We start from the raw sequence: 24,544 nt of genomic DNA on the forward strand, positions 1-24,544 counted from the left end.
ATACCTAAACCTCTCATTGGAACGTTCAGAATTTGTTAGTAGCAACTTGGGTTATTATAGCACATTAAACGAGACACTTCCAAGTAGGTTTACATCTATAGTAGGGTCATTCAGTTTTCCAGAAAAAATGCGTCAAGTCCGCCTGATAAGGGAGATTTAAGGTTTTAATGTCAGTCAGAAAATCGAAAACTAAATAGTACAGGCTATGAGGCAAGGCTGTTCACCCTTTTTGCAGAATGTGGTATAATATTGAACAATCGTCTATGGTGATACGCCATTATGGAGGATTTTTAGTCAGTATTTAAACAAGGGATCTTCTCATTGTGAGTACCCATTCTTATGACTTATAAAATCTATACTTGCCAACAACTTATAAGGTTTCTATGCCTCAGCATTTTGCTACTTTCCAGTTGTACAGAGCAGTCAGACGACATGCTAATGACTTCTGAGGAAACAAGGTCGAATACTACTACTGTCGGTTCTGAGCCTGTCGCAAACTTGGAGGAAAGAACGTTTTCTAAACTTCGCGCAGCATTCCCAGGACCACTTTTAGGTCAGGACTTTAAAACACTCCGTGCTCTTGCAAACTCAGATACCTACATAGAGTTTCTTTCCCGCGTTTTCAAACCGGTGAAACCTTTTCAAAACTTTGATGAGTTCCTTGAAACGGTGCCACCGGATGCTGAAAAGAAAATTCGTCCTATTTTAAAAAAGCACCTGGCACATCTTGCAATTAACGATCAAGATATAGCAGGCTTTTATGAATTTGTTATCACAGAACAAAGCATAGCTATCCTTATAAATCTTAATTTCCGTTTCCAGCTCATGCCACAACGGATAAAAGAAGCAGAAGAGCGCGCAGTTAAAAATTTACCACTTTTCAGGTGGTTCCCACCAAAAGACTTTGATCCGCATATACGCCAAGCTTTTTGGAAAGACTATAGAAAATTTGTTAAAGATGCCAATGAAACAGCAAGGGAAAAAACACAAAATACCTTGCATGAACACGGGCAAGACGAAGGATTGATTTGGCTTGCGATCCAAGAACCCAGAATTCTCGGAATTATCGTTAACACTTTTATCGAGCCTGTAACCCCTGCTGACTTCCTTCGCTGGATAGCTCCTCAAGGACAAAGAGATTAGTCAATAGTAGATACTCCCCGCCAACCCAATATATCTATTCTGAGAAAGCTTCTGTTATATTACATCAGTGGTTTTTTACTTGCCTTCACGGCGCTCCTATGCTAAACTAAGCGTATGAAGGTTTTCATTCAGATCGGACACGGCATTGTCGGTGCCGCTGTTATCTCAGCTCTATGCATCTGGCAGGCAGGGAATTTCGGTGAAGCGAGACACACGCTTAGCATCATCGGTGCGATTGCTATTGTCATTGCCAGCCTGTATCTCCTCCGAAGTCGTTGGATTCGGTGGGGCAATCGTCAGACGTGGCTAAAATACCATCAACGGCTTGCCTCTTTAGGGTTGTCTTTGGTGCTACTGCACTCTGCGTTCCAACCCCTTGTGTGGCACTCGTGGCTGACATTTTTGCTCGCCTTATCGAATTTAGGTACGGGTGTCGCTGTGAGTCTGACATCTCGCGGGGCGCGTCGGATTTTGCTCCGATGCCACCTCATCCTTGCTCCGATCCTGCTCGTCAGCATCGTGTTCCATGGTCAAAAAAAATTGGAGCATGACGAATTCTTTCCACTCACGGATGTCCACGACGTGCCTTGCGCAAGATGCCATACACCTGAACGTTTACTATTCCATGTTAGGACAACGCTTCCGGAAGAATTGGACACGTCAGACACTATTCCTGAAGACTTGCACTGGTGGTTCTTACAAAATGAACGCAGGGTCCCCCTAACCGCGCCTATTTCTATCAAGGAAAGAGGAAATGCGTGGACAGTCACCGACACGGAAAATAAACACACCTACCATGTCCGAAAGGTCGCAGATCAAATTGCCATCTATGCCGATTCCGATTACCGGAGCTATACCTGTATCAAATGCCATGTACATAACACAGAAGAAATTCAGTTAGTACACGAGCTGCACGGTGTTACCGAAGCCCATAGGTGCTTCGTCTGCCACCAAACCGAGATTGACGGCACGCGTTATGGACGGCAGCGCTTTGATTGGGAATATGCACCGCACCGCCGCCGGTAGCCCGACCCAAAAAACGGCTTGAGCACAGGAAATATCTATGCTCAAACCGTTTCGTTGGTTGTTCAACGTGCGATAATGCACTTCGCATTTGGGGGAGTACGCCACAAAATCGCACGACTCTGAACAGATAATCTTATCGGCGTGCCTTAAGGCTGCCCCACGTTGTGGTGAGTTTATCTGCCGGTTCCACCGACAGAAATTCTCCATCCATTACCTCTTGAATTTCATCTTCTGACAACGCCCGAGCGAACATATAGAATTCGTCCATCAATCCATCGAACCAACGGGAATTCTTATGATGCCCGATTTCGGCTTGGACTCCCCAATTGTCCGAGAGTTCACCGTTACCCTTTGCCTCGTGTGTTACCTTTCCATCAATGTAGGTTTTCGTGTCACCGCTCTTACTGTCGTAGGTGCCAGTGAAATGCACCCATTTTCCACCTTTGATAATGGGACCGGGATTGATGTTGAAAACCTGTCTTTCGGCACCATCTCGATGAAAAAATCTGAATCCGGCGGGTCGGATTTCGACGTGGTAGAGACCGCTTCCGTGGTCGGTCCCAATCGAGTCAAAGACACTTTGCGGATCTGGCGGATCATTGTGATTGACCCACACAGCGATTGTGATACCCTCAAGTGGAACGTTTTTAAACTCAGGTCCGTTCAAATCTATCCACGTTTGCGGCTCTAATACGATGGCTTTGTCAATAACGCCTTTATCTCTTTTGGATTTCCCTTCAATTTTTCCATCGTTGCCGTGAATGGAACCGTCTTTGAGGGTGTCGCCATCTTCGTCAAAACTATAGTAGACGGATAACGTCGGGTCGCCGAGGTCTGCTTCAGTTGAAACCGCAGAAACTATTAACATTGCCACAACTACGAGCGTTGTCTGCAAGAGACGCGGTAAAAGGCTCAGTTTCCCGATACGGAGACGTGTTAACTGGTAGAACATTTTACTTTCCTCCATTAAGGAATTTCGTGAACCATACCATTAGACATGTAAATATATACTTGTCCATCACTATAGCACAAAGACATCTAAAATCAAAGCAGAATTTATGCGTCACTTACCCCTATCGGAAAGTTGACAATTTCCGATGTTCCCTGTATAATGAAAACGGGAAACTCAAAAGATGTCAAAAAGAAACGTCAGCTTCCGCGCTGTCCTACTTGCACTCCTCATCACTATCCCGAACTCCTACTGGCTCATGATTAATTGGGGTCCCAGCGGTTATGGCACAGGTCAGAGTTTCCCTACTGTCTCCACCGTCTACTTCAACGTCATTTTCGTTGTACTAATCCTAATGGCAGCAAATCCGTTGCTTCGCACAATTCGGAAAAGTGCTCCGCTCACCGATGCCGAATTGATGGTGGTCTACCTACTCGTATCTATTGCTTCCTCTATTGCCGGACATGACACACTTCAGATATTATGGCCCCTGCTCACCTACCCGATCTGGTTCGCAAGTCCAGAGAACGAATGGGGCGAACTGTTCCATCGGCACATGCCAGATTGGCTTACTATCAAAGAACGAGGCGTATTGGCAAGCTTCTATCAAGGGGACGACTCACTTCACACCGTCCAACACCTACAACTCTGGATGCCACCTGTGCTCTGGTGGTCGGCTCTGATTATCGTGCTAACGTGTATGATGCTCTGTATAACGATCCTCATCCGGCACCAGTGGGTAAACCACGAAAAACTGAGTTACCCTGTCATTCAGATTCCATTGCACTTGACTGAAAACGGGGGTCGCATCCTCCTGAGAAATCGTTTGTTTTTGTTAGGTGCTGTGTTGGCAGGTGGAATAAACCTCCTTAATGGTCTCCACTTTCTATTCCCGGTCGTTCCAGGGTTAGGTGGAAGTCTCTACAATTTGGGACAGTATTTCCAGACAAAACCGCTGAATGCCATTGGCAGACTCCCTATCGCCGTCTATCCGTTTGCTATCGGGATGAGTTTTTTCATCCCATTAGAACTCTCGTTCTCCATCTGGTTTTTCTACCTGTTCCACAAAATGATGCGTGTATGGGGCACGATGGCAGGTATTGGGCATCTACCAGGATTTCCATTTCTCGATGCTCAATCCTTCGGGGCATGGTTTTGCTTAGGGGTCTCTGCGATATGGCTCACGCGGAAATTCATCGTACGGCAGGTGAAAAACGCCTTTCGAGGAAACAACACTGAATTTTCTACAGATGGCACTCCCTCAACACATATCCGATATGCGATAATTGGATTGATACTCGGAAGCATCTTCATTCTCTTCTTCTTCAAAAGCACAGGTACACCGATCTTCAGTATCTTCGGTTACTTCACGCTCTTCTTCGCATTAGCCATTGCCATTACTCGTATTCGCGCTGAAGTCGGACCACCGGCACATGATGTGCCTTGGAGACCAGATAAAGTCCTCGTTTCCTTCTTAGGCACGCGTCGCATAGGAGCAGAGGGATTAACGACGTTCAGTATGTTTCACGGCTTCAACCGCTCCTACCGCTCTCATCCGATGCCAATTATGTTAGAAGGCTTCAAGGTCGCACAGGTCCGTGGACTGTCGCACAATCGCTTTATCGTTGCTATCATCCTGGTAACTATTGTGGGAACAATTTCATCGGCGTGGGCGTACTATGCGCAAGGTTATCACTATGGTGGTGCAGTCTACGGCGAACAGGCACAATGCCGCTGGACTTACGAGCAGCTGAAGCAGTGGCTCATTAACCCACAATCCATAGATGTTGGTGCCGTCTCAGCCTCCAGTGGTGCAATTGCCTTAACAACACTCCTGATGGTGTTACGCCGCCGCTTTATCTGGTGGCCCTTCCATCCAGCAGGCTATGCCTTGTCGCTCAGTTTTTGGAATACGAGCTGGTATTGGTTCTCAATTTTCTTGTCGTGGGGGATAAAAGCGATTCTCTTTCAGGCAGGGGGTTTACGAACATACCGCCGTGCGATGCCGTTCTTTATCGGTTTAGTTATAGGCGAATTTACTCTCGGTGCCATTTGGACACTCATCGGTATCGCTTTAGAACGTCCGATGTATCGGTTTATGTTTTAAAAGTTTTAACCATCAACTCGCCTCCGTTATAAATGTTAAAGCACGAGTTGATGGTTAAAGTTATTAGTTGTTATCAGCGGGTTTCAAACCCCGTCAGCGAAAAACGGAAAATAACAATAATAGGGTTTCAAACCCCATCAGGGAAGAGAGGAAAATAACAATGAAACTTAGCTGCCTTCCTGTCTCTCTTTACGACGACATCTTCACAGGAAAAAGCACCGTCGCCGATTGGATTCGGTTCGGTGCTGAATTAGGGTTAGATGCGGTTGATTTTAGTATCAAATTTTTCCCAAAGCGCGATGCGGAAACGGTAAGAGATACACGCACAGCCCTCGAAAGGTGCAGCATAGAACCGTGCATGATTGCCTGCTATTCCGACTTCACACATCCCGACGCAGCGCAACGTGCGCAGGAGTTAACCGACCTAAAGGCGGACATCGCATTGGCAAAAGCGTTAGGCGCAAAATTCATTCGCGTAACAGCGGGACAAAACCATCCGGGTATTGAACGCGAAGTAGGCGTGCAATGGGTGACAGATGGGTTTCGCCGTGCTCTCGACGAAGCGGAAAGACACGGTATCACCCTTGCGTACGAGAACCACACGAAAGGCGCGCCGTGGGATTACTGGGACTTCTCACAGCCCACAGAAATTTTCTTAGAGATATTAGATGCTCTCTCCGATACACCCCTCGGTGTCTGCTTCGACACAGCGAATCCACTCGTTCTCGGTGAAGATGTACTCGCACTTCTGGAAAAAGTTGTCCACAAGGTCGTTGTGCTACATATCTTCGACTTGCGCGAAGTCGGCGTGTTTGAAGCGGTCCGTGTTGGCACCGGTGCCTCACCGATTCCGCAAATCTTTTCGCGGATGAGACAGTCAGGCTACGACGGCTGGCTTAGCATTGAAGAAGCCAGTCGTTCAGGAAAAAACGGGTTTGAACAGTCAATCGCCTACGTCCAAAACGCATGGGAACATGCATAGCATTCATCAAAGGAAGCCGATATTCTTTACTGACAACCGAGAACTGATAACCGAAAACTATTCTTACCCGCGTGAAGGCTCATTCATCCGTTCTTGCGCCTGACGCGAGAGTTCGGCGAGATGTTCATCGTTTGCCCGCACCTGTTCAAGATGTATCCACCGTTCCGATGTCGCTGTCCGTATCATCTTCTCGCCGTACTTCCGATCAATCCAGAAGCGCGCCGATCCTGCGATATAGGCTTGCAGCGCATCTAATTTATCATCAGGATAGCGTTGGCAAAGATTCATCGTAAACATGCGCCGACGTGTTCCGCCTCCGAAGGCGGCATGTTTCGTGTTATGGTTAAACAGTACCAGATCACCGGGGGTTGTTTCAAAAATCTTCGCCGGAACATCTTTCCCATGTATTTCCCATAACTCTTGGCTCTTACCAACCTGCTGAGAGAGTGCATCGGCATAGTTATCGCCAAAGAGATGACTGCCCGGAATGACGCGAAGTGCGCCTGTGTCGCGCGTCAACGGGTCCAGATAGAAAGCAATCTTAATGTGCATCGGGTCTTCTAACTTATGTCCACCATCAGAATGCCATCCGGTATCACCGACGTAAAAGTTGCCATCGCTTCCCATATAGTTGAAATCATCGCCGAGCAACGTCTTCGCGATCGCCAAAATCCTTGGATCATCCAACAACGAAGCCAACTCCTCGCTCTGATCGATGAACGGTACGATGCAGGAACGGGCTGTGCCTTCGTGCGGTTTACCGTTATGACCTCCGCCTCTCTCTTCCCAGACCTCTTCAAAAGCGTCTTGGATCGCCGTAATCCGATCCGCCATGAGTTGCGGAAAACTGAGATAACCGAACGTCTTGAAAAAATTAATCTCCGAATCGGTGACGGTAAAATCATGCTGATTCATTTTTTTAATTTTCCTTGCGGTTCGTTAAAGTCGGTTTAGAATTGACCTACTCCTCCGTAGAGCCGCCTTCCATTTCATTACAGGCTTGCAATCTTAGGCTAAGAAGAGGGTAGGAAACCTCGGAAACATATATTTGGTTCCCTTAACGCCAGAAAATCTTATCATTAATACCGTATCATATCATATCTATCTTTAATTTTGCAATCCGATCAATAAATGAGAAGAGATCATTCAACGCTGCCGCTATAACTGCAAAAAACTTGCGAAACTCACAGATTAATGTTAATATTATTTAAGACTCTCACCCACTGAAAGGTTATTGATGGCTACCAACACAAATACATTTCCTGCCTATTTTGCACTCTTCAAGGCGACCTTCCGTCAGATGTTCTGGAGCCGACGGACTGTGTTGATTCTGCTTGGATGTCTGTTAGCACTTGTTATCGCGCTCGCATTTCGGTTCATGGCACGAGGCGGTGGAAGCGTCAACCGATTCATCCCACTCATAACACTCTCACTCTACGGACTCTTGATGAACCTATCGGCGATTTTTTACGGTACTGCGATCATCTCTGATGAAATTGACGGTAAAGGTTTGATGTATCTTCAGATGCGTCCTCTCCACAAATCGACAATCCTGCTCAGCAAATTCGCTGCATACTTCGTCGGCACTATTGCGATTATTGCCGCATCCCACCTGATTCTGACCGGTATCATGATAACACATCCGAAACTACAGAATGGCGTGCTTTTTCACTTGGGTATGAGTTTGCACTACACCGGCTCAATGGCATTGGGATTGTTAGTTTACGGGGCACTCGCTGCAGTCTTAGCAGTCAAATTCAAGAATCCGGTATTATGGGGGTTGCTATTTGTGATGGGATGGGAGAGGATTACATCAAGTCCGATGATGCCAACAGGCATAAAGCGGATTTCTATATCCCACTATCTTTATGTTCTATTTCCGCGCTACAAACTGCCCCGAAGCGATTTCAATGAATTCTTAGGAACTTCACCCCCATCAACATGGATAGCACTTCTGGTAGTTTTCATATTGACAGCGGTGCTGCTGTGGCTCGCCATCCGCATTTTCAAGGAACGAGAATATTTGATGTAAAGTAAATTCTATTCTCTTTGTAGGAGCGAGTTGTGCTCGCGATTCCTATCTTTGTAGGAGTGAGCTGTGCTCGCGATTCCTATCAACCGGATGCCTTGAGAACCCGTGCTGTTTCACGTGATACGATCAACTCTTCATTCGTAGAAACGATGAGAATCTTAGTGCGACTCTCATCCGCAGAAAGATCAGTTTCGCCGATCGCCTGCTCATTTTTCACGGCATCCAAGTGAATACCGCACCACTCAAGTCCCTCGCAGACCTTCGCGCGTGTTGTAGCACTTTTCTCTCCGATACCACCAGCGAAAGCAATGACATCTACCCCACCAAGCGCGGCGATATACGCGCCGATATATTTCTTTACACCGTAAACGTAAGTATCTAACGCCAAACGGGCATTATCGTTACCTGCTGCAATTGCTGCCTCTACATCACGCATATCCCCGCTCGTACCAGAAATCCCCTTCAGACCGGAGTCCTCAATCAACTGACGGCGGATTTCATCTGTAGAGAATCCCTCTTTGTCAAGCATATACAGCACCGCAAATGCATCCAACTCACCACAACGGGTAGACTGAATCATCCCGTATTGGGTAGACGTTCCCATTGACGTATCAATAGATTCTCCATCCTTAATAGCGCAGAGAGATGAACTCCCGCCGAGGTGACAAGAGATAATACGTAATCCTTCTCCTGTTTCTTGTCCAAGCAGCTGCGGCACACGTTCAGAGATGTATCGGTGGGAAGCACCGTGGTAGCCGTACCGACGGATGTCGTGTTGTTCTACCCAGAAACGAGGCACACCGAATTCGGCGGCGTAATCTGGGATTGTCTGATGGAACCATGTCTCAAAAACCGCAACGAGCGGTGTCGCTGGAAGCAATTCTTGAAAAGCACGGATAGACGCGATATAGGCGGGATTATGCATCGGTGCAAGCGGTGTGGATGTCTCCAATGAGGTTATCACGTCTTCTGTAATCCGCGCCGAACGCCAGTAGCCTCTGGCAAGAATCGTTTTAAAACCGACACCGTCCAGTTGTCCCAAATCTTCAAAGCATCCGACTTCGGGATCGGTAATGAGATCCATGGCGTGCGCAATTGCAGCAATATGTGTTGGCGCATCGATCTCGCCTTCGCGGGCAGGCTTGCCCGGCACAGCATGCGTGAAGGCAGATGGTGAATTACCGATACGTTCCACGCCTCCCTTGACGAGAGAGGTCGTAGTTTCCATATCAATAATTTGGTATTTGAACGAGGTGCTTCCTACATTGGCACAGAGTATGTGCATGATGTTTTTGATCTCTCTTCCCAAACAGAGGTGTATTCTTATGATAAGGTGGTCTTGTCCGATTCATTGCTGACTTTCAGTGCGGTTTCAACTTCAGCGGCTAATTCTTCAGCGGTAACTTCAGCAAAAGGAGAAATTCCAGCCTCAGACATCAAGTCTGAGAGATCCCATCGGGAAATATCAAGAAGTTTTGCCGCTCTACCTGCACTAATATCCCCGTGCCGAAGTAGTTCAAGCACAAAAGCCTCTTTCGCTTTACGTTCTGCATCAGTTTTGTGTTGTAAGAAACTCTCGTCAATAGAAAATGTGAATGTGAATTGGACTTCGACATCTGTTTTTGCCATAGAGATTACCTCACTTACATATCTTACGTTTTTGAAGATTTCTTACGTCTTTTATTTAAAATTTTATGATAAAATACCCAAGTATTGTGAAATCCTCTTCGTCTGTTACGGTTTGCCCCCCTAAAAACTACAACCTGAATGCCGAGCTCCTTGCAAATGGTACATCTACATTTCTTCCAAGGTTGACCTTGGATTAGTGCTTTATGCTCGTCAACAAAATGGTTCCCTTCACCCTTTCGCTGAAGGAGCGGACCATATTTATCAATGTTAGCAAGAACTTCTTTTTTTGATTTTGGTGTGCCATCAAAATTCTCAAGGCTTGATAAGCACTGACTTTCTAATTCTTCCAATCGTTCATTGGATATTGAATGAGTTTGTGCAGCATCGCGCATCGCTTTTGATGTGCTAATAGGAACTCGTATGGTCCCATACCAACCTTTTCCATCCGGTGCTAGGTAATTCCGATCCGAACTCATCCATGCTTTTCTCAAATAAGATGCGCTATCGAAACTGGAAACGCCAAGATTCTGAAAGCTAGACTGAATCTCTGGTCGCAGAATGCCGAAAAGGTGGATCCAAATATTCTCATCTTTGCCGCGGGTACACCTCTGCAATGCCTCTCGAACTGCTGCTACTATCTCTAGAATCTCTGAATCTTTTCTACGGACCAGTCCACCCAACGCGATATGTTTATATCCCATATCAACGTATTCTTGAACATAATGGGCATAGTGCTCAGCAGTAATCCCTTGTATACTACCAATCGGCTTGAACAAATAACCATGATAGTTACAAATATCCAAAAATTCGTTGGCGTATGAAGCGGTTAACTTCATCCGTCTCTCTTTTTCCCCTATAGACATTGAAGGATGCGGAATATGATCTACGGAGGCACCAAGGTTAAAACCAAATTGGTGGTATAGAGATGCTGCTTCCCTAGGTTTAAAGTGTGGATTATGGTCCGTAACGTATGAAAAGGCACCACAATCCCCAAATAGAGGCATGCCTCTAGGCATTCGCAGCTCGTCTCGAAGGACAAACGGTTCTTGTTGTTTATGAAGTCGGTTAAGTAGCCCTTTCCCATTTCTCAGTTGTGCAAGACTAAGAAGCATGCCGTCGTAAGGCACTTTCTCACCGAAAATCTCATGGGCATAACGCTTTTCGACCTCTTTAGACCGCCTGACCTCGGGTGTTTCATCCGCATGAAAGGGATCATAAACGCGATCATCCCAATCTGGAAAGAAGTAGAGACAAGAATGCCTATTTGCTCCTTGAACAGGAATTGCAGCAGGATCATTTGGCAAATCATGTAGCCATTTTTTCATCGCCTGTTGTTTTTTCCCAATTCCACCCTCAGGATCAATAATTTTGTCAGCACCAAATAACGTTGTAATACAGGAAATTGCAGGTCGATAATCTTTGCCCAGATTGATGAAAACGGATGCAGGTAACCCAACTTCTTTCAAACTCTGCATAACCTTCGGACGCATTTTTTGCGCACTTTCTTTATCCAAACGCTCATCGTAAGGTTCAATGAGTGTGGTAGCATCAATGATTTCGTATTTAGCAGAGATAATTTTTATCATGAGGCCGGGAGGCCATCCGTTCTCCCTGAGAAACTTTCGTAGCACTCGATAGTTGGGTCCGTCGTAGACTTCAAGAGCCGGAGCTTGGCTGAAATTCTCAATTTTCCTATCTGAACACCCTAAGATTAGTAAATGACCTTCAGCAGATTCTTGGGAGTTAGGTTGCAAACATTTCAACATGATTCCTATTCCTGCCACTTTTTTTGTATTGGGCGAGGTCTCTTGGCTCCAGGTTCACTATACCTGTTTCTAATCTTAACTAGCGGAGACATCCTGGTTTTCAGAGCATCACCTGTGGCAATAGCAACCCCTTCTTTAACGGTCTTCAATATTTCCAGATCTTGGTTGGATAGAGATTCACCAACATCCCGAATATAAGACTGATCATCCGGATTAATAACCCGGTGCAAAATTAACGTATTGGCTTGCGAAGTGGTTAACGAATCCACTGAAGCAGGCTTTTGAGAGATAACAAGCATACCAAGCCCCATTTTCCTCCCTTCGGTCGCTATTTGCTGAGCAGCAAACCGAGCAGCCCTTGTAGCGGGATTCATTTCTCCACTACTACTACTTTCCTCCTGGCGGGGGATCAATGTTCTTGCTTCCTCAAGAGCAAATAAAATGGGATGGGCATTTTCCCCCATGATAAAATGCTTTGATTTATACCGATCAAAAGCAAATTCCATAACTGCCCACACTAAGGTTCTTCTTACTTGATTGTTTTCTAAATCTGATAGATTAAATATTGCTGTTGATACATTAGTCATCTTACCATCCGTAGAGCAGAAAAAATCTACAAAATCACTAATATCCATTGACCCACAATCACGAACTCTTAGATTCTCAACAGTCTGTCTTGCTCGTCTCAGTATTCGTTCAATCGGAGGTCTAGACACAGATTCGCCCATATTATTGGCTCTTCGTATGAGGTGATCAAGAAGGCTAATATCTTGTAAATTTTTTCGCTGTTCTTCTGTCAAATTTTGGAGCCAAGGAATAACAAAACCTATTTGGGCATCCTTGAAATCTTCCCGCGCCATTGCTTCGATTAATCTCATTGTGAAGTAAGGTCCCTGATCTGGATACATTTTAATCCTTGGATAAGCATTAAGATTAAGGGTTAACATTCGATCAACCAATTCCTGAGGTAGCTCATTTTCCCAATCAAGTTGCTTAATTTTATTAATAACACTATCCAACAGTTCTTCAGGAATCGGTGCTGAATCATCCGAATCATCCAAATCAACCATTAAATGGCGGTTCTTAATTAAGCAGAAATTAAACAAGCGATAGAAAATATTCTCATCCATCAACTCAGTTTCGATTTGCTTAGAATAAAAAGCATCGAGGTTTGGCAATTTCTCACGTAAGTATTCCTGATAATCTGATATTGTTTCTCTCAAATCTTCATCATTTTCGATCTTTGACTTGAACTCATCATACAACTTACGACGGATTTTGTTGAGATTTACATAGTCCCCGTGTGGATCGAATACAATAGTCTTCGCTCCACGGAACATTAATTCCTCTAATATTACGGCTGTCGTGGTTGTTTTTCCCATTCCCGTCATACCGAAAATACCAGCATGCATTGTTACGATTGAGTCTGCGTCTAAAGACACTTGTGCTTGTGTTTCTCGACCAGGAATCTCGACATGTCCGAGAGAGAGATACCACGGTTCACTTTCTGAGAATAATTTTATCAGAATGTCATCCGATAACAGATTTACTGGCACACCGGGCTGTATCGCCTGCGTTAAGGGGGCTATTTTGTTCGTTGTGTCATTGTATATCCCCATTACTTCACATTTGGCTTGATACAGTGTGAATCGGTGCGATATTATATCGGGAACCGAAAATCCTAATGTTTCGTGCTCCGAATAAAACTTTGCAGTATCTTTTGCCAAAAGTGGGTTCTCTGTATTGACATCAACAACCTTAGCAACAACCTTATTGTTACCTTCAGGCAAATCAACTTCAACATAGGAAAATTTCAATTGATTTTGGTGCTCGCCATCTACATCCCCAAACAGAAAAGAAAACTCCTGTGTTGATGTTTCACCAAAGATTATTCCTAAAGCCATTGTGTTTCCTCCATTTACCCTCGGTTATGAAAATCTCTTGTTAACTTATTGGTTACCATTAAGAAAACCTCCCTCAAACTGTTACCATCCAATCCAAGTTGACGAAAAGCTCGATTTGCTTGGTCAAGTAGGTATGATTCAGTGACTGTCGAGGTAATTTTCTTGGGCATTCTTGCCATTTTATCAGCATAATACAAGAATATAGGTAAACCGTAACTGCTGTAGGGAAGACTGGCAATATAAATAGATGCTAATACATCGTTCCACGTTTCCGCAGTTCCTTGTTCCAAGAATTCAACTCGGATAGGTGCTTTTAGTTCACTTGTCCGGACAAAACTCATCAACATTCTGTATTTATCAAAAGGAAGTAACTTATTTATAATATCAGAAATTAAAGGTTCTCGTGCGTCTCCTAAAGCAGATAATGAACCAAGCTGAACTTTAAATATACTATTATTGCTACGACTGGTAAAATATCTTCGGATCGGCACAGGGTTAGTAAATTCTGATTCAGTCGAACGTTCGCCGTCAAACCTTAACGAAAAAGATTGAATCATCTCATCACCCCATCCTGATTTACGAATGAATTCCTGAAATTGATCCTTGAAATTTTTTCCGTTGGAATCTACATCGTAGGACTCAAACAACTGGCGAAGGATCCTCTGGTTATCAGAATCTTCTTGTCCGAAATTTTCGATTTGGTACTGGACATACAATCTTGAATATTCTGTTGAATCATCACCTTTTTCGACACAACCGATTAACGAGAAATTCATCTCATTGGCGAGATCTGACAGTTTCCTAAGAAGTGAAAAATAGATACATATCCCCGGAATTTCCCCTTTATTAACTCTCTGTTCGATTTTCTGTTGTCTCTCCGTAGAGGCAGCGAACAAATCAACAAAACGGCTTACACCATCTTTATAATCCGCTTCTTCGACTATCAAATCCAGCAAACCACCATTCGCAGTAGTTTTCACTTCATCAGCAACCTCAGAGGGTGGTTCAATATCCGCGGTGAGGACTTCCTTTATATCTTCTTTCCGAAAGAGAAGACTCATAAACGGGCCGATTTGTCGAATTAGCGGGCCGTGAAAAATAATAGAATATAGTGGTTCGTCGTAACTTTCAAGGATTTTTGCAGTATAAAAGGCAACATATAAATTAAGAAGGTAAGATAAAAATTGCATTTTACGTTCAAAATCTTCATCTTCTTCAGCTTGAAGACGAAGCATTGACGAAACTGTGAGTATCTTTTCCGTCTTGGGCGTTTGTGGATCAGGGATCTTATATCCGAACGCGCAACTATGCCTATACGCAATCCCACCTACAAAACTCTCGTTATCAACGATAGATTCATCCACCGAAATTATCCACTTCCCTTTCATCTCAGAACAAACTTTCGACAGGAGGTCCTTATCAAATTTCGACCTTCCTATAGTGTATGTGTCGGGTTCTATGTCCTTTTCATAAGAGACACCAGTAATTTTCCTAATGTAGTCATTTCCTAAAAACTCAACACTTGTGTCAATTTTTGCTCCAAGTTCATTCTCAGATAATGCTTCAAATTCGGCTAAAAGATTTCTTATCACTCGGTTTCCAGCATCTCTAAATGCGGTATCGGTTAGAAATTGTTTTCCGTTCATAGATTTTACTCCTACAGAGAAGAATTTTTCTGCAACCTCGCTGATAAAGTGAAAGGTGTAGTATTTATTGGGACAGTTCAACCTCTCTTCCAAAGTTTAAAGGGTCGGTATTCAGTCAACACGGTTGAATTCCCTAACAAGAATAATAACACTGTACCACATCTATTGAGAAAGGTCAATCTTTTTGTTTATTACTAAAGCGGGATTGCCTATCTTGCCAAGTTAAAATAAGCATCATGAGACTTTATCATTTACATCGTTTCTCCCACTTGTTACACGCATATTGCGGAAACTAACGTCGCAAAACGCCTTTATCGATTTCAAAACCAATAAAGGAATGTGCCTGCAACAAACACATTCCTCTCCAAGAACGACGTTTCATATATCACGCTTTCGGCAACGTGGGCAATGTTAAACGCGGACGTTCACCGAAATCGGGGAGTTGCGGTGGGTTCTCCTCCATCTGACGGAGGAGTTCTTCAATCGCGCGGTCGAGCTGCGGATCGTTCTCTGTGGTATAGTCTTGCGGACGGTAATCCACCTCAATATCTGGATCCGTGCCGTAGTTCTCAACGTTCCAGCCGACATCAACAAACCAGAAGGAATACTCCGGTTGCGTCGTACCACCTCTATCCACGAACATCTGATGCGGTGAGATACCGATAACACCACCCCACGTCCGCTTCCCGATAAGCAAACCCAACTCCATCAATTTGAAACAGTGTGAGAAAATATCACCATCGGAGCCAGCATTTTCGTTGGTGACAGCCACCATCGGACCCAAGACCGAAGCATCTGGGTAGGGATGCGGTGTCCCCCATCGCGGTACGTCATATCCAATGCGACGGCGAGACAACTTCTCTAAAAGCAGTTGCGAAACATGACCACCGCCGTTGTAACGTACGTCAACCAATAGTCCGGGATAACTCACCTCCGCAAGAAAACCGCGGTGAAATTCTGCATACCCACGCCGTCCCATGTCAGGAATATGAACATACCCGACCTTACCATCCGTTTTCTCATGGACGTATCGCCGATTTTTGGACACCCACTCGCGATACCGAAGTTCGTTTTCACCGCCCAATATCTTGAGCGTGACGACGCGTTCCTCGTCATCGTCCGCACCTCGGAATGTAGCTTGTACCTCTTGATTCGCAAGGCTCACGAGCAGTTCACCCGGCGAAACATTTTCACTGACCCGCTGTCCAGCGATAGCGAGCAACACATCCCCTTCTCGGATATTAATTCCCGGCGCATTGAGCGGTGAATCCTTCGTCACCTCCCAGCCATCGCCGCGCGGGATGTGCGTGATGCGATACCCCTTACGCTCCGCATCGTAGATAAAATCAGCACCGAGAAACCCCTGGGCGTAATTCGGTGAACTCCGATAATCGCCACCCATTTCATACGCATGCGAGGTGCCGAGTTCTCCCTGCATCTCCCACATCAAGTCCGAAAATTCACCGCGTGTCGCGATCCGTTCAAGGAGCGGCAGATAGCGTTGGTACACATGCTCCCAATCGACATCCGACATATCCTCTGTCCAGAAATAATCCCGCTGAAGCCGCCACGCTTCTCGATACATCTGATGCCACTCAGCAGTCGGAACGACGGAGGCTTTGATACGATTCAGGTCAATCCAACCGGTCTGCCGACTCGGACCACCCCTGCTCTCGGATTTGGATTCTCCCTCAGCCTTTTTGCCAGCCTTGAGAACGCGCAACCGACTTCCTGTAGAATAAACAAGTGTCTTCGCATCGCGCGAAAGTTGAAAGTCATTAATGCCGGAGACAAGCGTCTCCTTTTTCTGATCCTTGAAGTCGTAGGCATGGAGTACACCTCTCGGACTACTATCATCATCCGATGGTGTTTCTTGGACCGGAAACGACGTAAAAATCGCTTTGCCTTCAATACCAGCGATCTGCCCATAACGTCCATGCGGATACGGAAACGCGACGACGCGTTGTGTAATACCTTCCAAATCTATGGTAATCGGTTCACGTTTATCTTTCTTCTTCTCAGATTTTTCTTCAGATGCCTCCTCTTTTTCGTCCTGCTCCTCATCCTCTTTGTCTTTATCTTCCTTTTCCTCTTCAAGCGGACGAGGCTCCGGCACGAACGGATTGCCCAACGTCTTCTGCAAGGTCACCAGCAATGGCCGCATTGCCGTAGGAAACCCAAGATCGAAGTGGAGTGCATCGTAGACCGGATTGAACTCACGATAAGACAGAAAATAGAGATACTTCCCCTCTGGATCCCATGCGGGACCGAAATCGTTGAATTCTGGATCCGTGACGAACCATGTCTCGCCTGTTTCAATCCTGCAGAGTTTGATTGAACGGGTGGTTTCTGTCGCTGCAAAACTATACGCGCACCATTTACCATCCGGCGACCATGCGACATCTTGGATGTTGCGATAATGACCTTTGTCGAGTACCCGAATCTCTTGTGTCTCTAAATTGATATGCAAAAGTTCAAGACGGTTATTGATAAGAAGCAACTGATCCTTCTCGTCATCTTCAGTTTGGGGAGCAACCGTAAGCCGTCGAACATGTCCGATGTCAAGAGCGTCAAGGCGAACAATGTCAGCACTCCCATCGCGGGTATGGATTTCAAGTGCTTCTTCACCTTCAGCATCAGAGAGGGTAACGAGACGCTTCCCGTCGTTGAGCCACTGTGTGAAGCGGTAACGGGTTCCACTACGCTCGCCGTGCTGGAGAACCGCTCCCTCCCAATTTGCCATCGTGAAGGGTTTCCCTCGAACTGTCAGTGCCAAGGCGTGACCGTCTGGGGTCGGAGCATAGTCTTGTAGGTAGCGCGATGCAGTGACGAATTTCCGCTGTCGCTGGATACGTGGACTGTGGAATTGGATATCAACACGGGTTTCAGTGCCGTTTTCGATTTCATAAACAAACAGGTCGGCACCGGCATGATAGACAATACGTGTGCCATCTGTTTGTGCAGAACGGCAGTAGTAGGTATCCTGATGCGTGTGGCGTTGAATGTCCTCACCGGTAGGAAGACAGGAGTAGATATTGCCAACCCCCTCATGGTCCGAAATAAAATAGATACGTTCACCGATCCACATCGGTGTCGTGAAATTACTATCCACAGGCGTAAGTGGCTGGAACTGTCCGTCCCCTTCAATGTCTACCCAGAGTTGTCCTGCTGTGCCGCCGCGGTAGCGTTTCCAGCGTGCGGGTTCTCGTGTCAATCTGCCGAGGACAACCCCGCCGGCATCACTGAAATCAATATGATTCGCTGGACCGTAAGACAGACGTTGCGGTTCACCCCCGTCTGCACAGATTTTCCATATCCAAGGATCAAAAGCCAGACCAGCATTGCTTGAATAGAGAATCGTCTTACCATCGGTGTCCCAATCGACAATAGCAGCATTGCCGCCCTGATAAGTGAGTCGCTTCGCCTCACCACCGAGCGCAGACATCACATAAACTTCTGACGGTCCCTCTTCACGTCCCGTGAACGCAAGTCGTTCACCATCCGGTGATAAGCGTGGCGAACTTGTCGCGCCGAGATTCGACGTGAGTCGTCTTGCGATCCCACCTTCGACGGGAACCGTCCATAAATCATCTTCACATACAAAAACAATAGTATCCCGACAAACTGTCGGAAATCTATAATATCCTGACATTGACTCCTCCATTTTAAATAGTTATGGTTACTGGTATTGTTTGAAATTGCACTTATAGGTGTCAATTTAGGGATGTTTCGCTGTATTTTATAGGAACGTCCCTACAAATGCCGCCCCTACGGGGCTTGGGTCTGTGAGGTTGCGTTTTTCTATACAGATACCATCCCTACGGGATTCAAGAAGGTTTTGAAGTCTTCAAGGTTTCCGCGTAAATCCGGTTCAGTTGCAAACCGAACCTACCGGGCCTGGGCTCGAGACGGTTCATTTTTCTAAAATTGACAGTTATGGTATGGTTTGAAATCGCACCCATCAAATTTAAATACAAGATAGGTATAACAGCCTATCCACTTCTCTTTAGTCTACCGACGCGTTTGGCATATTTTTCACCCAAATGGAAAACCCAAAATCCGAGTGGAATGAGTAGAACACCAATGATGAGTAATAGAAATAGGTTTCCCAGTTGACTTTCAATCGAAGCATTATCCAGTATCGCTGCACGAATGGATCTAAGCGTATAGGTGGCAGGCGAAATTTTGGAAATCGGTTGGATCCATTCCGGTAATACCTCAATTTCATAATAGATACCGGAGACTAAGAGGAGCATTGATTGAATGATACCTGTTGCAGCTTGTCCCTTTTCCGGTGAAAGTAATGGAAAGATCGCCGCCATCAAACCAATCCCAATGAAAGAGAGACTTGAGATGCCAACAGTGACCACCATCGTTAGCCAATTTGCATTTCCTAAGTCAATATGTTCACCGAAAAAGAAAGGCATTATCGCCAAAACTAAACCGGTTCGTAAGAGTCCATATAGGATTGCAAAGAAACAAGACCCAACAAGGTGGGTAATACGATAGATGGGTGCCATAAAGGTATATTCGATCGTGCCTTCCCATCTCTCCCACGTAATAGCGTCGCTGACCTCGCGCATCATAATGGAGAGAAATCCCCAGATTAATGCACCAATGACGAGGTAAAGCACATCTTTACTGGTGCCACGTCCGACCATAATCAATCCAATCGTCAGCGCATTGACGATGGAGTAACTGAAAAAGAGAATTTCCCAACTAAGATATCGCTTCAGTAGATTAAAGTTGCGTTCAATAAAGGCGTAAGAGACAACTGTTTCACGTATAAGATTCAACATTTTTGGGTGTAGTTTGTGAGAAACTACTCTTCCTCCTCGATCTGCTTTCCAGTGAGGGCAATAAAAACGTCCTCCAATGTTCCGAGGTCTCCGTTCTCTGATGGTGTGTTGGCAATGAGTTCTTCGACGGTCCCCTCAGCGATAAATCGTCCTTTGTCAATAATTGCGATCTTATCACACAATCTTTCAGCCTCCGCCATATCGTGTGTCGTTAGGACGATGACAGCATTCCGTTCTTGGCGGATCTCCTCAATAAAGGCTTGCACATCGCGCTTGGATTTGGGGTCGAGTCCTGTTGTCGGTTCATCAAGCAGAAGGAGCATAGGCGTGGTGAGTAGGGCGCGTGCGATTGCGACTTTCTGTTGCATCCCGCGCGACAGGTGCTCCATTTCTTCGTTCATCCGATCTGGGTCAAAGCCGAGTCTTTCTAAAATTTGCTTTGATTTTCGCTCGGCTTCGACAGCCGGAATACCGTAAAGGCGTGCGGCATAAATCAGATTTTCTGTTGAAGAGAGGCGTTTGAAGAACGAGGCTTCAACAGACACACGATTCATTATCTGCCTCACCTTCAGGCTCTCTGTTACAACATCGTCGCCAAAGACGTGAATACTGCCTGCATCAGGGATCAGCAGCGTTGAAATAAGACGAATCAAGGTTGACTTTCCTGAGCCATTGGCACCGAGAATACCATAGATTTCCCCGATGTTAACCTCTAAGGAGATGTCGTCAACTGCGCGGATAACCTCTTTCTCTCGCTTGAACATCTGCTGAATCTTTTGATGAAAACGCAGCTTACCATTTGTCCGCTTGGTTCGGTGAAAATGTTTCGTTACCTTGCGAACAGTTAATCCATAGATAGTCTGCTCCACCTTTTTCCCTTTCACTAAACTTGTAGTCTCCAAAACTCTTGACATTTCACAGGCACTCTTATATATTATACCCAAAGTTCGTGAACATTTGGTAATTTATTTTTCGCCGATTTGAAACAGAGTGAAGCACTTAGTAATAACACTCAGATCTCTTATATTCTTGGAACTTACAGAAAGAAAAGAGTGGAGGAACAATGCCGAGAATCAAAGGTCCAGCTATCTTCCTCGCCCAATTCATGCGGGACGAGGCACCATACGATACTATGGAAAATATTGGGAAATGGGTTGCAAGCTTGGGGTACAAAGGTGTCCAAATCCCCAATTGGGACGACCGTGTCATTGACATCGGGAAAGCTGCCGAGTCGAAAACCTATTGCGATGAATTCAAAGGAACACTCAACGAAATGGGGCTTGAAGCCACGGAAGTAGCAGGTTACCTCGCTGGTCAGGTACTGGCTGTGCATCCCGCTTATGAAGTCATGTTTGAGGCGTTCCATCCACCCGGCTTGCGCGGTGACGAAAGAACAGCATGGGCAGCAGGCGAATTGACGAAATGCGTCCACGCTTCGGTCAATATGGGTCTGGATGTCATTCCTGTGCTTTCAGGCGGTTTTGCGTGGCACACCGTCTATCCGTGGCCCCAACGTCCCGATGGAATCATTGAAGAGGCGTTCAAAGAACTCGCTGCACGGTGGCGACCACTTCTGGATCTGGCACACGAGAACGGTCAGGTCTTCGCCTACGAACTCCACCCGGGTTCGGACATTTACGATGGTGCAACGTATGAGATGTTCCTGGATTACACGGACGACCATCCCGCTGCCTGTCTCAACTACGATCCGAGCCATTTTCTCCTTCAGCAACTCGACTATATCGACTTCATCCGACTTTACGCGGAACGCATCAAGGGATTTCATGTTAAGGATGCCGAGTTCCGTCCGACAGGTCGGGTTGGGGTCTATGGCGGTTATCAGTCATGGGCGGGTCGTGCAGCGAGATTCCGTTCGCTCGGTGATGGACAGGTGGATTTCACACAGGTGTTTACGCTGTTGACCGAGGCAGGCTACGACAGTTGGGCGGTGCTGGAATGGGAATGTTGTGTCAAAAGCCCAGAGCAGGGCGCAGCAGAAGGTGCACCGTTTATCGCTAAACATATCATCGAAACAACCGATGTCGCCTTCGATGACTTCGCAGGCGGTGAAACGGACGTAGAACGAAATCGAGACATTCTTGGATTGAATTGAAGATAGTCATTGGTTCTCGGTTTCCAGTTAAAGAGAGGACTAATACGCCTCAGAAGGCATCTTAACTGAATACTCTCACTGCGAGGCAAACTGATAACTGATAACTAAATCGGAGTGAATCACTATGGAATCTTGGAAACGTAAATTACGAATGGGTATGGTCGGCGGCGGACAGGGTGCCTTTATTGGTGGCGTTCACCGTATCGCTGCCACGCTCGATCAGCAAATCGAAGTCGTCGCCGGATGCTTCTCACGCGATCCGGAAAACACACGAATCACCGGTGAAGAACTGTATCTTGACACAAACCGTTGTTACGACAGTTACGCGGAGATGGCGGCAGCCGAGGCTGCGCTTCCCGAAAATGAACGTATTGACTTTGTGAGCATTGTCACGCCGAACATCTCCCACTTTGACATCGCGAAGACCTTTTTGGGGGCGGGTTTCCACGTTGTCTGTGATAAGCCGATGACTTACAGTCTTGACGAAGCCGAGACTCTTGTCCAACTTGTCGAAGATTCAGGGCTTGTCTTTGCATTGACACACAACTATACGGGGCATCCACTCGTCCGGCATGCACGTGACCTATTCGCTGAAGGTTCAATGGGACAAATCCGTAAAGTTATCGTCGAATACCTCCAGGATTTCCTGATGGTGCCGCACGAGAAACTCGGTCAGAAGCAAGCGGAATGGCGTGTGGATCCGTCACAGTCAGGTATCGGCGGCACAATGGGCGATGTTGGCACGCACTGCGTTAACCTACTCGAATACGTCACTGGCGATCCGATTACTGAACTCTGTGCTGACAAAAGCACCTTCCTTCCTGACAGGGTACTGGATGAAGATGTCAACGCTTTGCTCCGTTTCAAGGGGGGTGGAAAGGGCGTTCTAAGCATTAGTCAGATCGCCACCGGTGAGGAAAATGGCCTCACGCTCCGTGTCTACGCCGAACAGGGCGCGGTGAAATGGGCACAGGAGAATCCGAACTATCTTGAACTTTATCGCTACGGTGAACCGAGGCAGACGCTTACCCGCGGTCAGGGCTACCTCTCCGATGCAGCGGCGGCAGGCGCGCGTATCCCGACTGGACATCCCGAAGGATACTTAGAGGCATTCGCGACAATTTATGTAGGTGTTGTTGAAGCCATTCGGCAGCACATCGACGGCGACCCAATGGAAACCGAGGCGTATGATTTTCCGACAGTCTATGATGGATTGAGGGGTATGCAGTTCATTTACAAAGCCGTTGAATCTTGTGAGAACGGCTCGACTTGGGTTTCAATGTAAATAGCCATCAGCCATCAGCAGTCAGCAGTCAGAAAAGAGGGTTACGACGCGTATCATACACCTCTTACTGAAAGCCGATGGTTTCCGACTGCTGACGACTATTCAAAAGGAGATAGTTATGCAAGCACCTAACACAGAACCTTTCCGCGTTGGATTTCTGAACGTTGCATCGTACTCGCACATGCCGCTATGGGCACCACATATCAATCCGCGTGCTGGAGAGAAAGATACCCCATTCACAGGAATGCGAATCACGCACTGCTGGGATATTGAATACGAGGAGGCACAAGCGATTGCCGAGACTTACGGTTGTACAGCCGTCAAGAACTTCGATGACATGTTGGGTAAGGTGGACGGCATAATCTCAGGCGGCTACTACAACCACCCGTGGAACCACATCCTCCATGAACCGTATCTGGAGGCTGGGCTGCCAAACCTGATTAACCGCCCGTTTGCGAACTCCCTCGCTAAAGCGCAGCAAATGATTGAACTCGCGGAAAAGCACGGTGCGACCATCCTTGCGCCATCAAGCCATGAACACAACGATGCTATCTCACGTGCGAAGGCGTGGGCAACCGATAAACAAATCGTCTGCTATACAGCGACCAACTCGTTTGATGACTACCCGACCCACGGTATTCACGGTGTCTACATGGTATGCAAAGCACTCGCAGAAGCGGGAAACCCAGTTGTATCCGTCGGATATCGAGCGGACAGTTGGCATAGTCCGCCTGGGGTTATCACTTTAGAGCATGTTGACAGCGAGGGACGACAATTCTACGGGACACTCCATCAGGTGAGTGGTTCTTGGGGCACGGTACAGATTCATACACAAGAAGCCTATGGCGGTGAGAATTTTAGAATCCACACCGGCACCGGTTATCCGTTTGACAAAACGGAGGTCTGGGTGCCGACGATTTGGGCGTTTCAGAACATGGCACTCCACAACGAGATGCCACAGACCTTTGAACAGATTTTGCACAAAACGAACGTTTTCCTCGCAGGTTGGAGATCTGTTCTGGAAAATGATGGTAAGCCCGTGAAATTAACGGATGTTCCCGAAGAATGGGAAGCACCCGCTGAACTTCCGAACCACCCTGACCACAATACGGTATCGCTGTTTCAGAAGAAGTTCGGGGACGGTTCAATATAGCGAATCTGAA

At 46.4% G+C, this 24,544-nt stretch carries 18 protein-coding genes; 8 read left to right on the forward strand and 10 right to left on the reverse strand.

Translation table 11 applies throughout. The features are described 5' to 3' along the window. Positions 1–432 precede the first annotated feature (432 nt). Both OXH39_19900 and OXH39_19905 read left to right on the forward strand, forming a co-directional pair. Positions 433–1,143 carry a hypothetical protein gene (locus OXH39_19900; GenBank protein MCY3552727.1) on the forward strand — a complete coding sequence of 237 codons (711 nt, stop codon included), beginning with the start codon at positions 433–435 and terminating at the stop codon, positions 1,141–1,143. A gap of 114 nt (positions 1,144–1,257) precedes the next feature. After that, positions 1,258–2,169 carry a hypothetical protein gene (locus OXH39_19905; protein ID MCY3552728.1) on the forward strand — a complete coding sequence of 304 codons (912 nt, stop codon included), beginning with the start codon at positions 1,258–1,260 and terminating at the stop codon, positions 2,167–2,169. 133 nt (positions 2,170–2,302) lie between these two features. On the opposite strand, the gene OXH39_19910 is transcribed toward OXH39_19905, so the two are convergent. After that, positions 2,303–3,121, reverse strand: coding sequence for a LamG domain-containing protein (locus tag OXH39_19910; GenBank protein MCY3552729.1), 819 nt, complete (start codon positions 3,119–3,121; stop codon positions 2,303–2,305). A gap of 181 nt (positions 3,122–3,302) precedes the next feature. Here OXH39_19910 and OXH39_19915 point away from each other — a divergent pair, with 181 nt between their 5' ends. Next, complete coding sequence (locus OXH39_19915; GenBank protein MCY3552730.1) at positions 3,303–5,225, forward strand: hypothetical protein; 1,923 nt, start codon at positions 3,303–3,305, stop codon at positions 5,223–5,225. 160 nt (positions 5,226–5,385) lie between these two features. Next, positions 5,386–6,207: a sugar phosphate isomerase/epimerase gene (locus OXH39_19920; GenBank protein ID MCY3552731.1), complete on the forward strand. Its 822-nt coding sequence runs from the start codon at positions 5,386–5,388 to the stop codon at positions 6,205–6,207. Between the two features lie 63 nt (positions 6,208–6,270). Here the strand turns inward: OXH39_19920 and OXH39_19925 are convergent, their stop codons facing one another. After that, positions 6,271–7,122, reverse strand: coding sequence for a phytanoyl-CoA dioxygenase family protein (locus OXH39_19925; protein ID MCY3552732.1), 852 nt, complete (start codon positions 7,120–7,122; stop codon positions 6,271–6,273). A gap of 322 nt (positions 7,123–7,444) precedes the next feature. On the opposite strand from OXH39_19925, the gene OXH39_19930 reads away from it, so the two are divergent. Continuing rightward, complete coding sequence (locus OXH39_19930; GenBank protein ID MCY3552733.1) at positions 7,445–8,239, forward strand: ABC transporter permease; 795 nt, start codon at positions 7,445–7,447, stop codon at positions 8,237–8,239. 82 nt (positions 8,240–8,321) lie between these two features. Here OXH39_19930 and OXH39_19935 read toward each other — a convergent pair whose 3' ends face one another. The 8 genes from OXH39_19935 to OXH39_19970 all read right to left on the reverse strand — a co-directional run bounded on the left by OXH39_19935 (position 8,322) and on the right by OXH39_19970 (position 20,897). Continuing rightward, on the reverse strand, positions 8,322–9,524 hold the full coding sequence (locus tag OXH39_19935; protein MCY3552734.1) for an acetate/propionate family kinase: 1,203 nt from the start codon (positions 9,522–9,524) through the stop codon (positions 8,322–8,324). 38 nt (positions 9,525–9,562) lie between these two features. Continuing rightward, on the reverse strand, positions 9,563–9,868 hold the full coding sequence (locus tag OXH39_19940; GenBank protein MCY3552735.1) for a UPF0175 family protein: 306 nt from the start codon (positions 9,866–9,868) through the stop codon (positions 9,563–9,565). 23 nt (positions 9,869–9,891) lie between these two features. Further along, the gene (dpdA, locus tag OXH39_19945) at positions 9,892–11,454 is read right to left on the reverse strand and encodes a tRNA-guanine transglycosylase DpdA (GenBank protein ID MCY3552736.1); all 1,563 of its coding nucleotides are present in this window, start codon (positions 11,452–11,454) and stop codon (positions 9,892–9,894) included. A gap of 185 nt (positions 11,455–11,639) precedes the next feature. After that, a complete protein-coding gene (locus OXH39_19950; GenBank protein ID MCY3552737.1) occupies positions 11,640–13,538 on the reverse strand; it encodes an ATP-binding protein in 1,899 nt (632 codons plus the stop codon). A 14-nt stretch (positions 13,539–13,552) separates the two neighbouring features. Beyond that, a complete protein-coding gene (locus OXH39_19955) occupies positions 13,553–15,184 on the reverse strand; it encodes a DNA double-strand break repair nuclease NurA (GenBank protein MCY3552738.1) in 1,632 nt (543 codons plus the stop codon). Positions 15,185–15,569: 385 nt separating this feature from the next. Next, positions 15,570–18,836: a PDZ domain-containing protein gene (locus OXH39_19960; protein MCY3552739.1), complete on the reverse strand. Its 3,267-nt coding sequence runs from the start codon at positions 18,834–18,836 to the stop codon at positions 15,570–15,572. 340 nt (positions 18,837–19,176) lie between these two features. Then, positions 19,177–19,983 (reverse strand): ABC transporter permease, encoded by an 807-nt coding sequence (locus OXH39_19965; GenBank protein ID MCY3552740.1) that lies wholly within the window; start codon positions 19,981–19,983, stop codon positions 19,177–19,179. Between the two features lie 23 nt (positions 19,984–20,006). Beyond that, entirely contained in the window at positions 20,007–20,897 is an 891-nt protein-coding gene (locus tag OXH39_19970) for an ABC transporter ATP-binding protein (GenBank protein ID MCY3552741.1), read from the reverse strand. Between the two features lie 149 nt (positions 20,898–21,046). On the opposite strand from OXH39_19970, the gene OXH39_19975 reads away from it, so the two are divergent. The 3 genes from OXH39_19975 to OXH39_19985 all read left to right on the forward strand — a co-directional run bounded on the left by OXH39_19975 (position 21,047) and on the right by OXH39_19985 (position 24,534). Beyond that, positions 21,047–22,096, forward strand: coding sequence for a sugar phosphate isomerase/epimerase (locus OXH39_19975; protein MCY3552742.1), 1,050 nt, complete (start codon positions 21,047–21,049; stop codon positions 22,094–22,096). 124 nt (positions 22,097–22,220) lie between these two features. Beyond that, complete coding sequence (locus tag OXH39_19980; GenBank protein MCY3552743.1) at positions 22,221–23,381, forward strand: Gfo/Idh/MocA family oxidoreductase; 1,161 nt, start codon at positions 22,221–22,223, stop codon at positions 23,379–23,381. 118 nt (positions 23,382–23,499) lie between these two features. Then, the gene (locus OXH39_19985; GenBank protein MCY3552744.1) at positions 23,500–24,534 is read left to right on the forward strand and encodes a Gfo/Idh/MocA family oxidoreductase; all 1,035 of its coding nucleotides are present in this window, start codon (positions 23,500–23,502) and stop codon (positions 24,532–24,534) included. Positions 24,535–24,544 lie beyond the last annotated feature (10 nt).

This window comes from Candidatus Poribacteria bacterium, assembly GCA_026702755.1.
Lineage (GTDB): Bacteria > Poribacteria > WGA-4E > WGA-4E > WGA-3G > WGA-3G.

What these genes read in the sequence shown, in the direction of transcription:
- OXH39_19900 (MCY3552727.1), top strand. Translation starts at nt 433, where the DNA reads ATGCTAATGACTTCTGAGGAAACAAGGTCGAATACTACTACTGTCGGT.
- OXH39_19905 (MCY3552728.1), top strand. Translation starts at nt 1,258, where the DNA reads ATGAAGGTTTTCATTCAGATCGGACACGGCATTGTCGGTGCCGCTGTT.
- OXH39_19910 (MCY3552729.1), bottom strand. Translation starts at nt 3,121, where the DNA reads ATGTTCTACCAGTTAACACGTCTCCGTATCGGGAAACTGAGCCTTTTA.
- OXH39_19915 (MCY3552730.1), top strand. Translation starts at nt 3,303, where the DNA reads ATGTCAAAAAGAAACGTCAGCTTCCGCGCTGTCCTACTTGCACTCCTC.
- OXH39_19920 (MCY3552731.1), top strand. Translation starts at nt 5,386, where the DNA reads ATGAAACTTAGCTGCCTTCCTGTCTCTCTTTACGACGACATCTTCACA.
- OXH39_19925 (MCY3552732.1), bottom strand. Translation starts at nt 7,122, where the DNA reads ATGAATCAGCATGATTTTACCGTCACCGATTCGGAGATTAATTTTTTC.
- OXH39_19930 (MCY3552733.1), top strand. Translation starts at nt 7,445, where the DNA reads ATGGCTACCAACACAAATACATTTCCTGCCTATTTTGCACTCTTCAAG.
- OXH39_19935 (MCY3552734.1), bottom strand. Translation starts at nt 9,524, where the DNA reads ATGCACATACTCTGTGCCAATGTAGGAAGCACCTCGTTCAAATACCAA.
- OXH39_19940 (MCY3552735.1), bottom strand. Translation starts at nt 9,868, where the DNA reads ATGGCAAAAACAGATGTCGAAGTCCAATTCACATTCACATTTTCTATT.
- dpdA (MCY3552736.1), bottom strand. Translation starts at nt 11,454, where the DNA reads ATGATAAAAATTATCTCTGCTAAATACGAAATCATTGATGCTACCACA.
- OXH39_19950 (MCY3552737.1), bottom strand. Translation starts at nt 13,538, where the DNA reads ATGGCTTTAGGAATAATCTTTGGTGAAACATCAACACAGGAGTTTTCT.
- OXH39_19955 (MCY3552738.1), bottom strand. Translation starts at nt 15,184, where the DNA reads ATGAACGGAAAACAATTTCTAACCGATACCGCATTTAGAGATGCTGGA.
- OXH39_19960 (MCY3552739.1), bottom strand. Translation starts at nt 18,836, where the DNA reads ATGTCAGGATATTATAGATTTCCGACAGTTTGTCGGGATACTATTGTT.
- OXH39_19965 (MCY3552740.1), bottom strand. Translation starts at nt 19,983, where the DNA reads ATGTTGAATCTTATACGTGAAACAGTTGTCTCTTACGCCTTTATTGAA.
- OXH39_19970 (MCY3552741.1), bottom strand. Translation starts at nt 20,897, where the DNA reads ATGTCAAGAGTTTTGGAGACTACAAGTTTAGTGAAAGGGAAAAAGGTG.
- OXH39_19975 (MCY3552742.1), top strand. Translation starts at nt 21,047, where the DNA reads ATGCCGAGAATCAAAGGTCCAGCTATCTTCCTCGCCCAATTCATGCGG.
- OXH39_19980 (MCY3552743.1), top strand. Translation starts at nt 22,221, where the DNA reads ATGGAATCTTGGAAACGTAAATTACGAATGGGTATGGTCGGCGGCGGA.
- OXH39_19985 (MCY3552744.1), top strand. Translation starts at nt 23,500, where the DNA reads ATGCAAGCACCTAACACAGAACCTTTCCGCGTTGGATTTCTGAACGTT.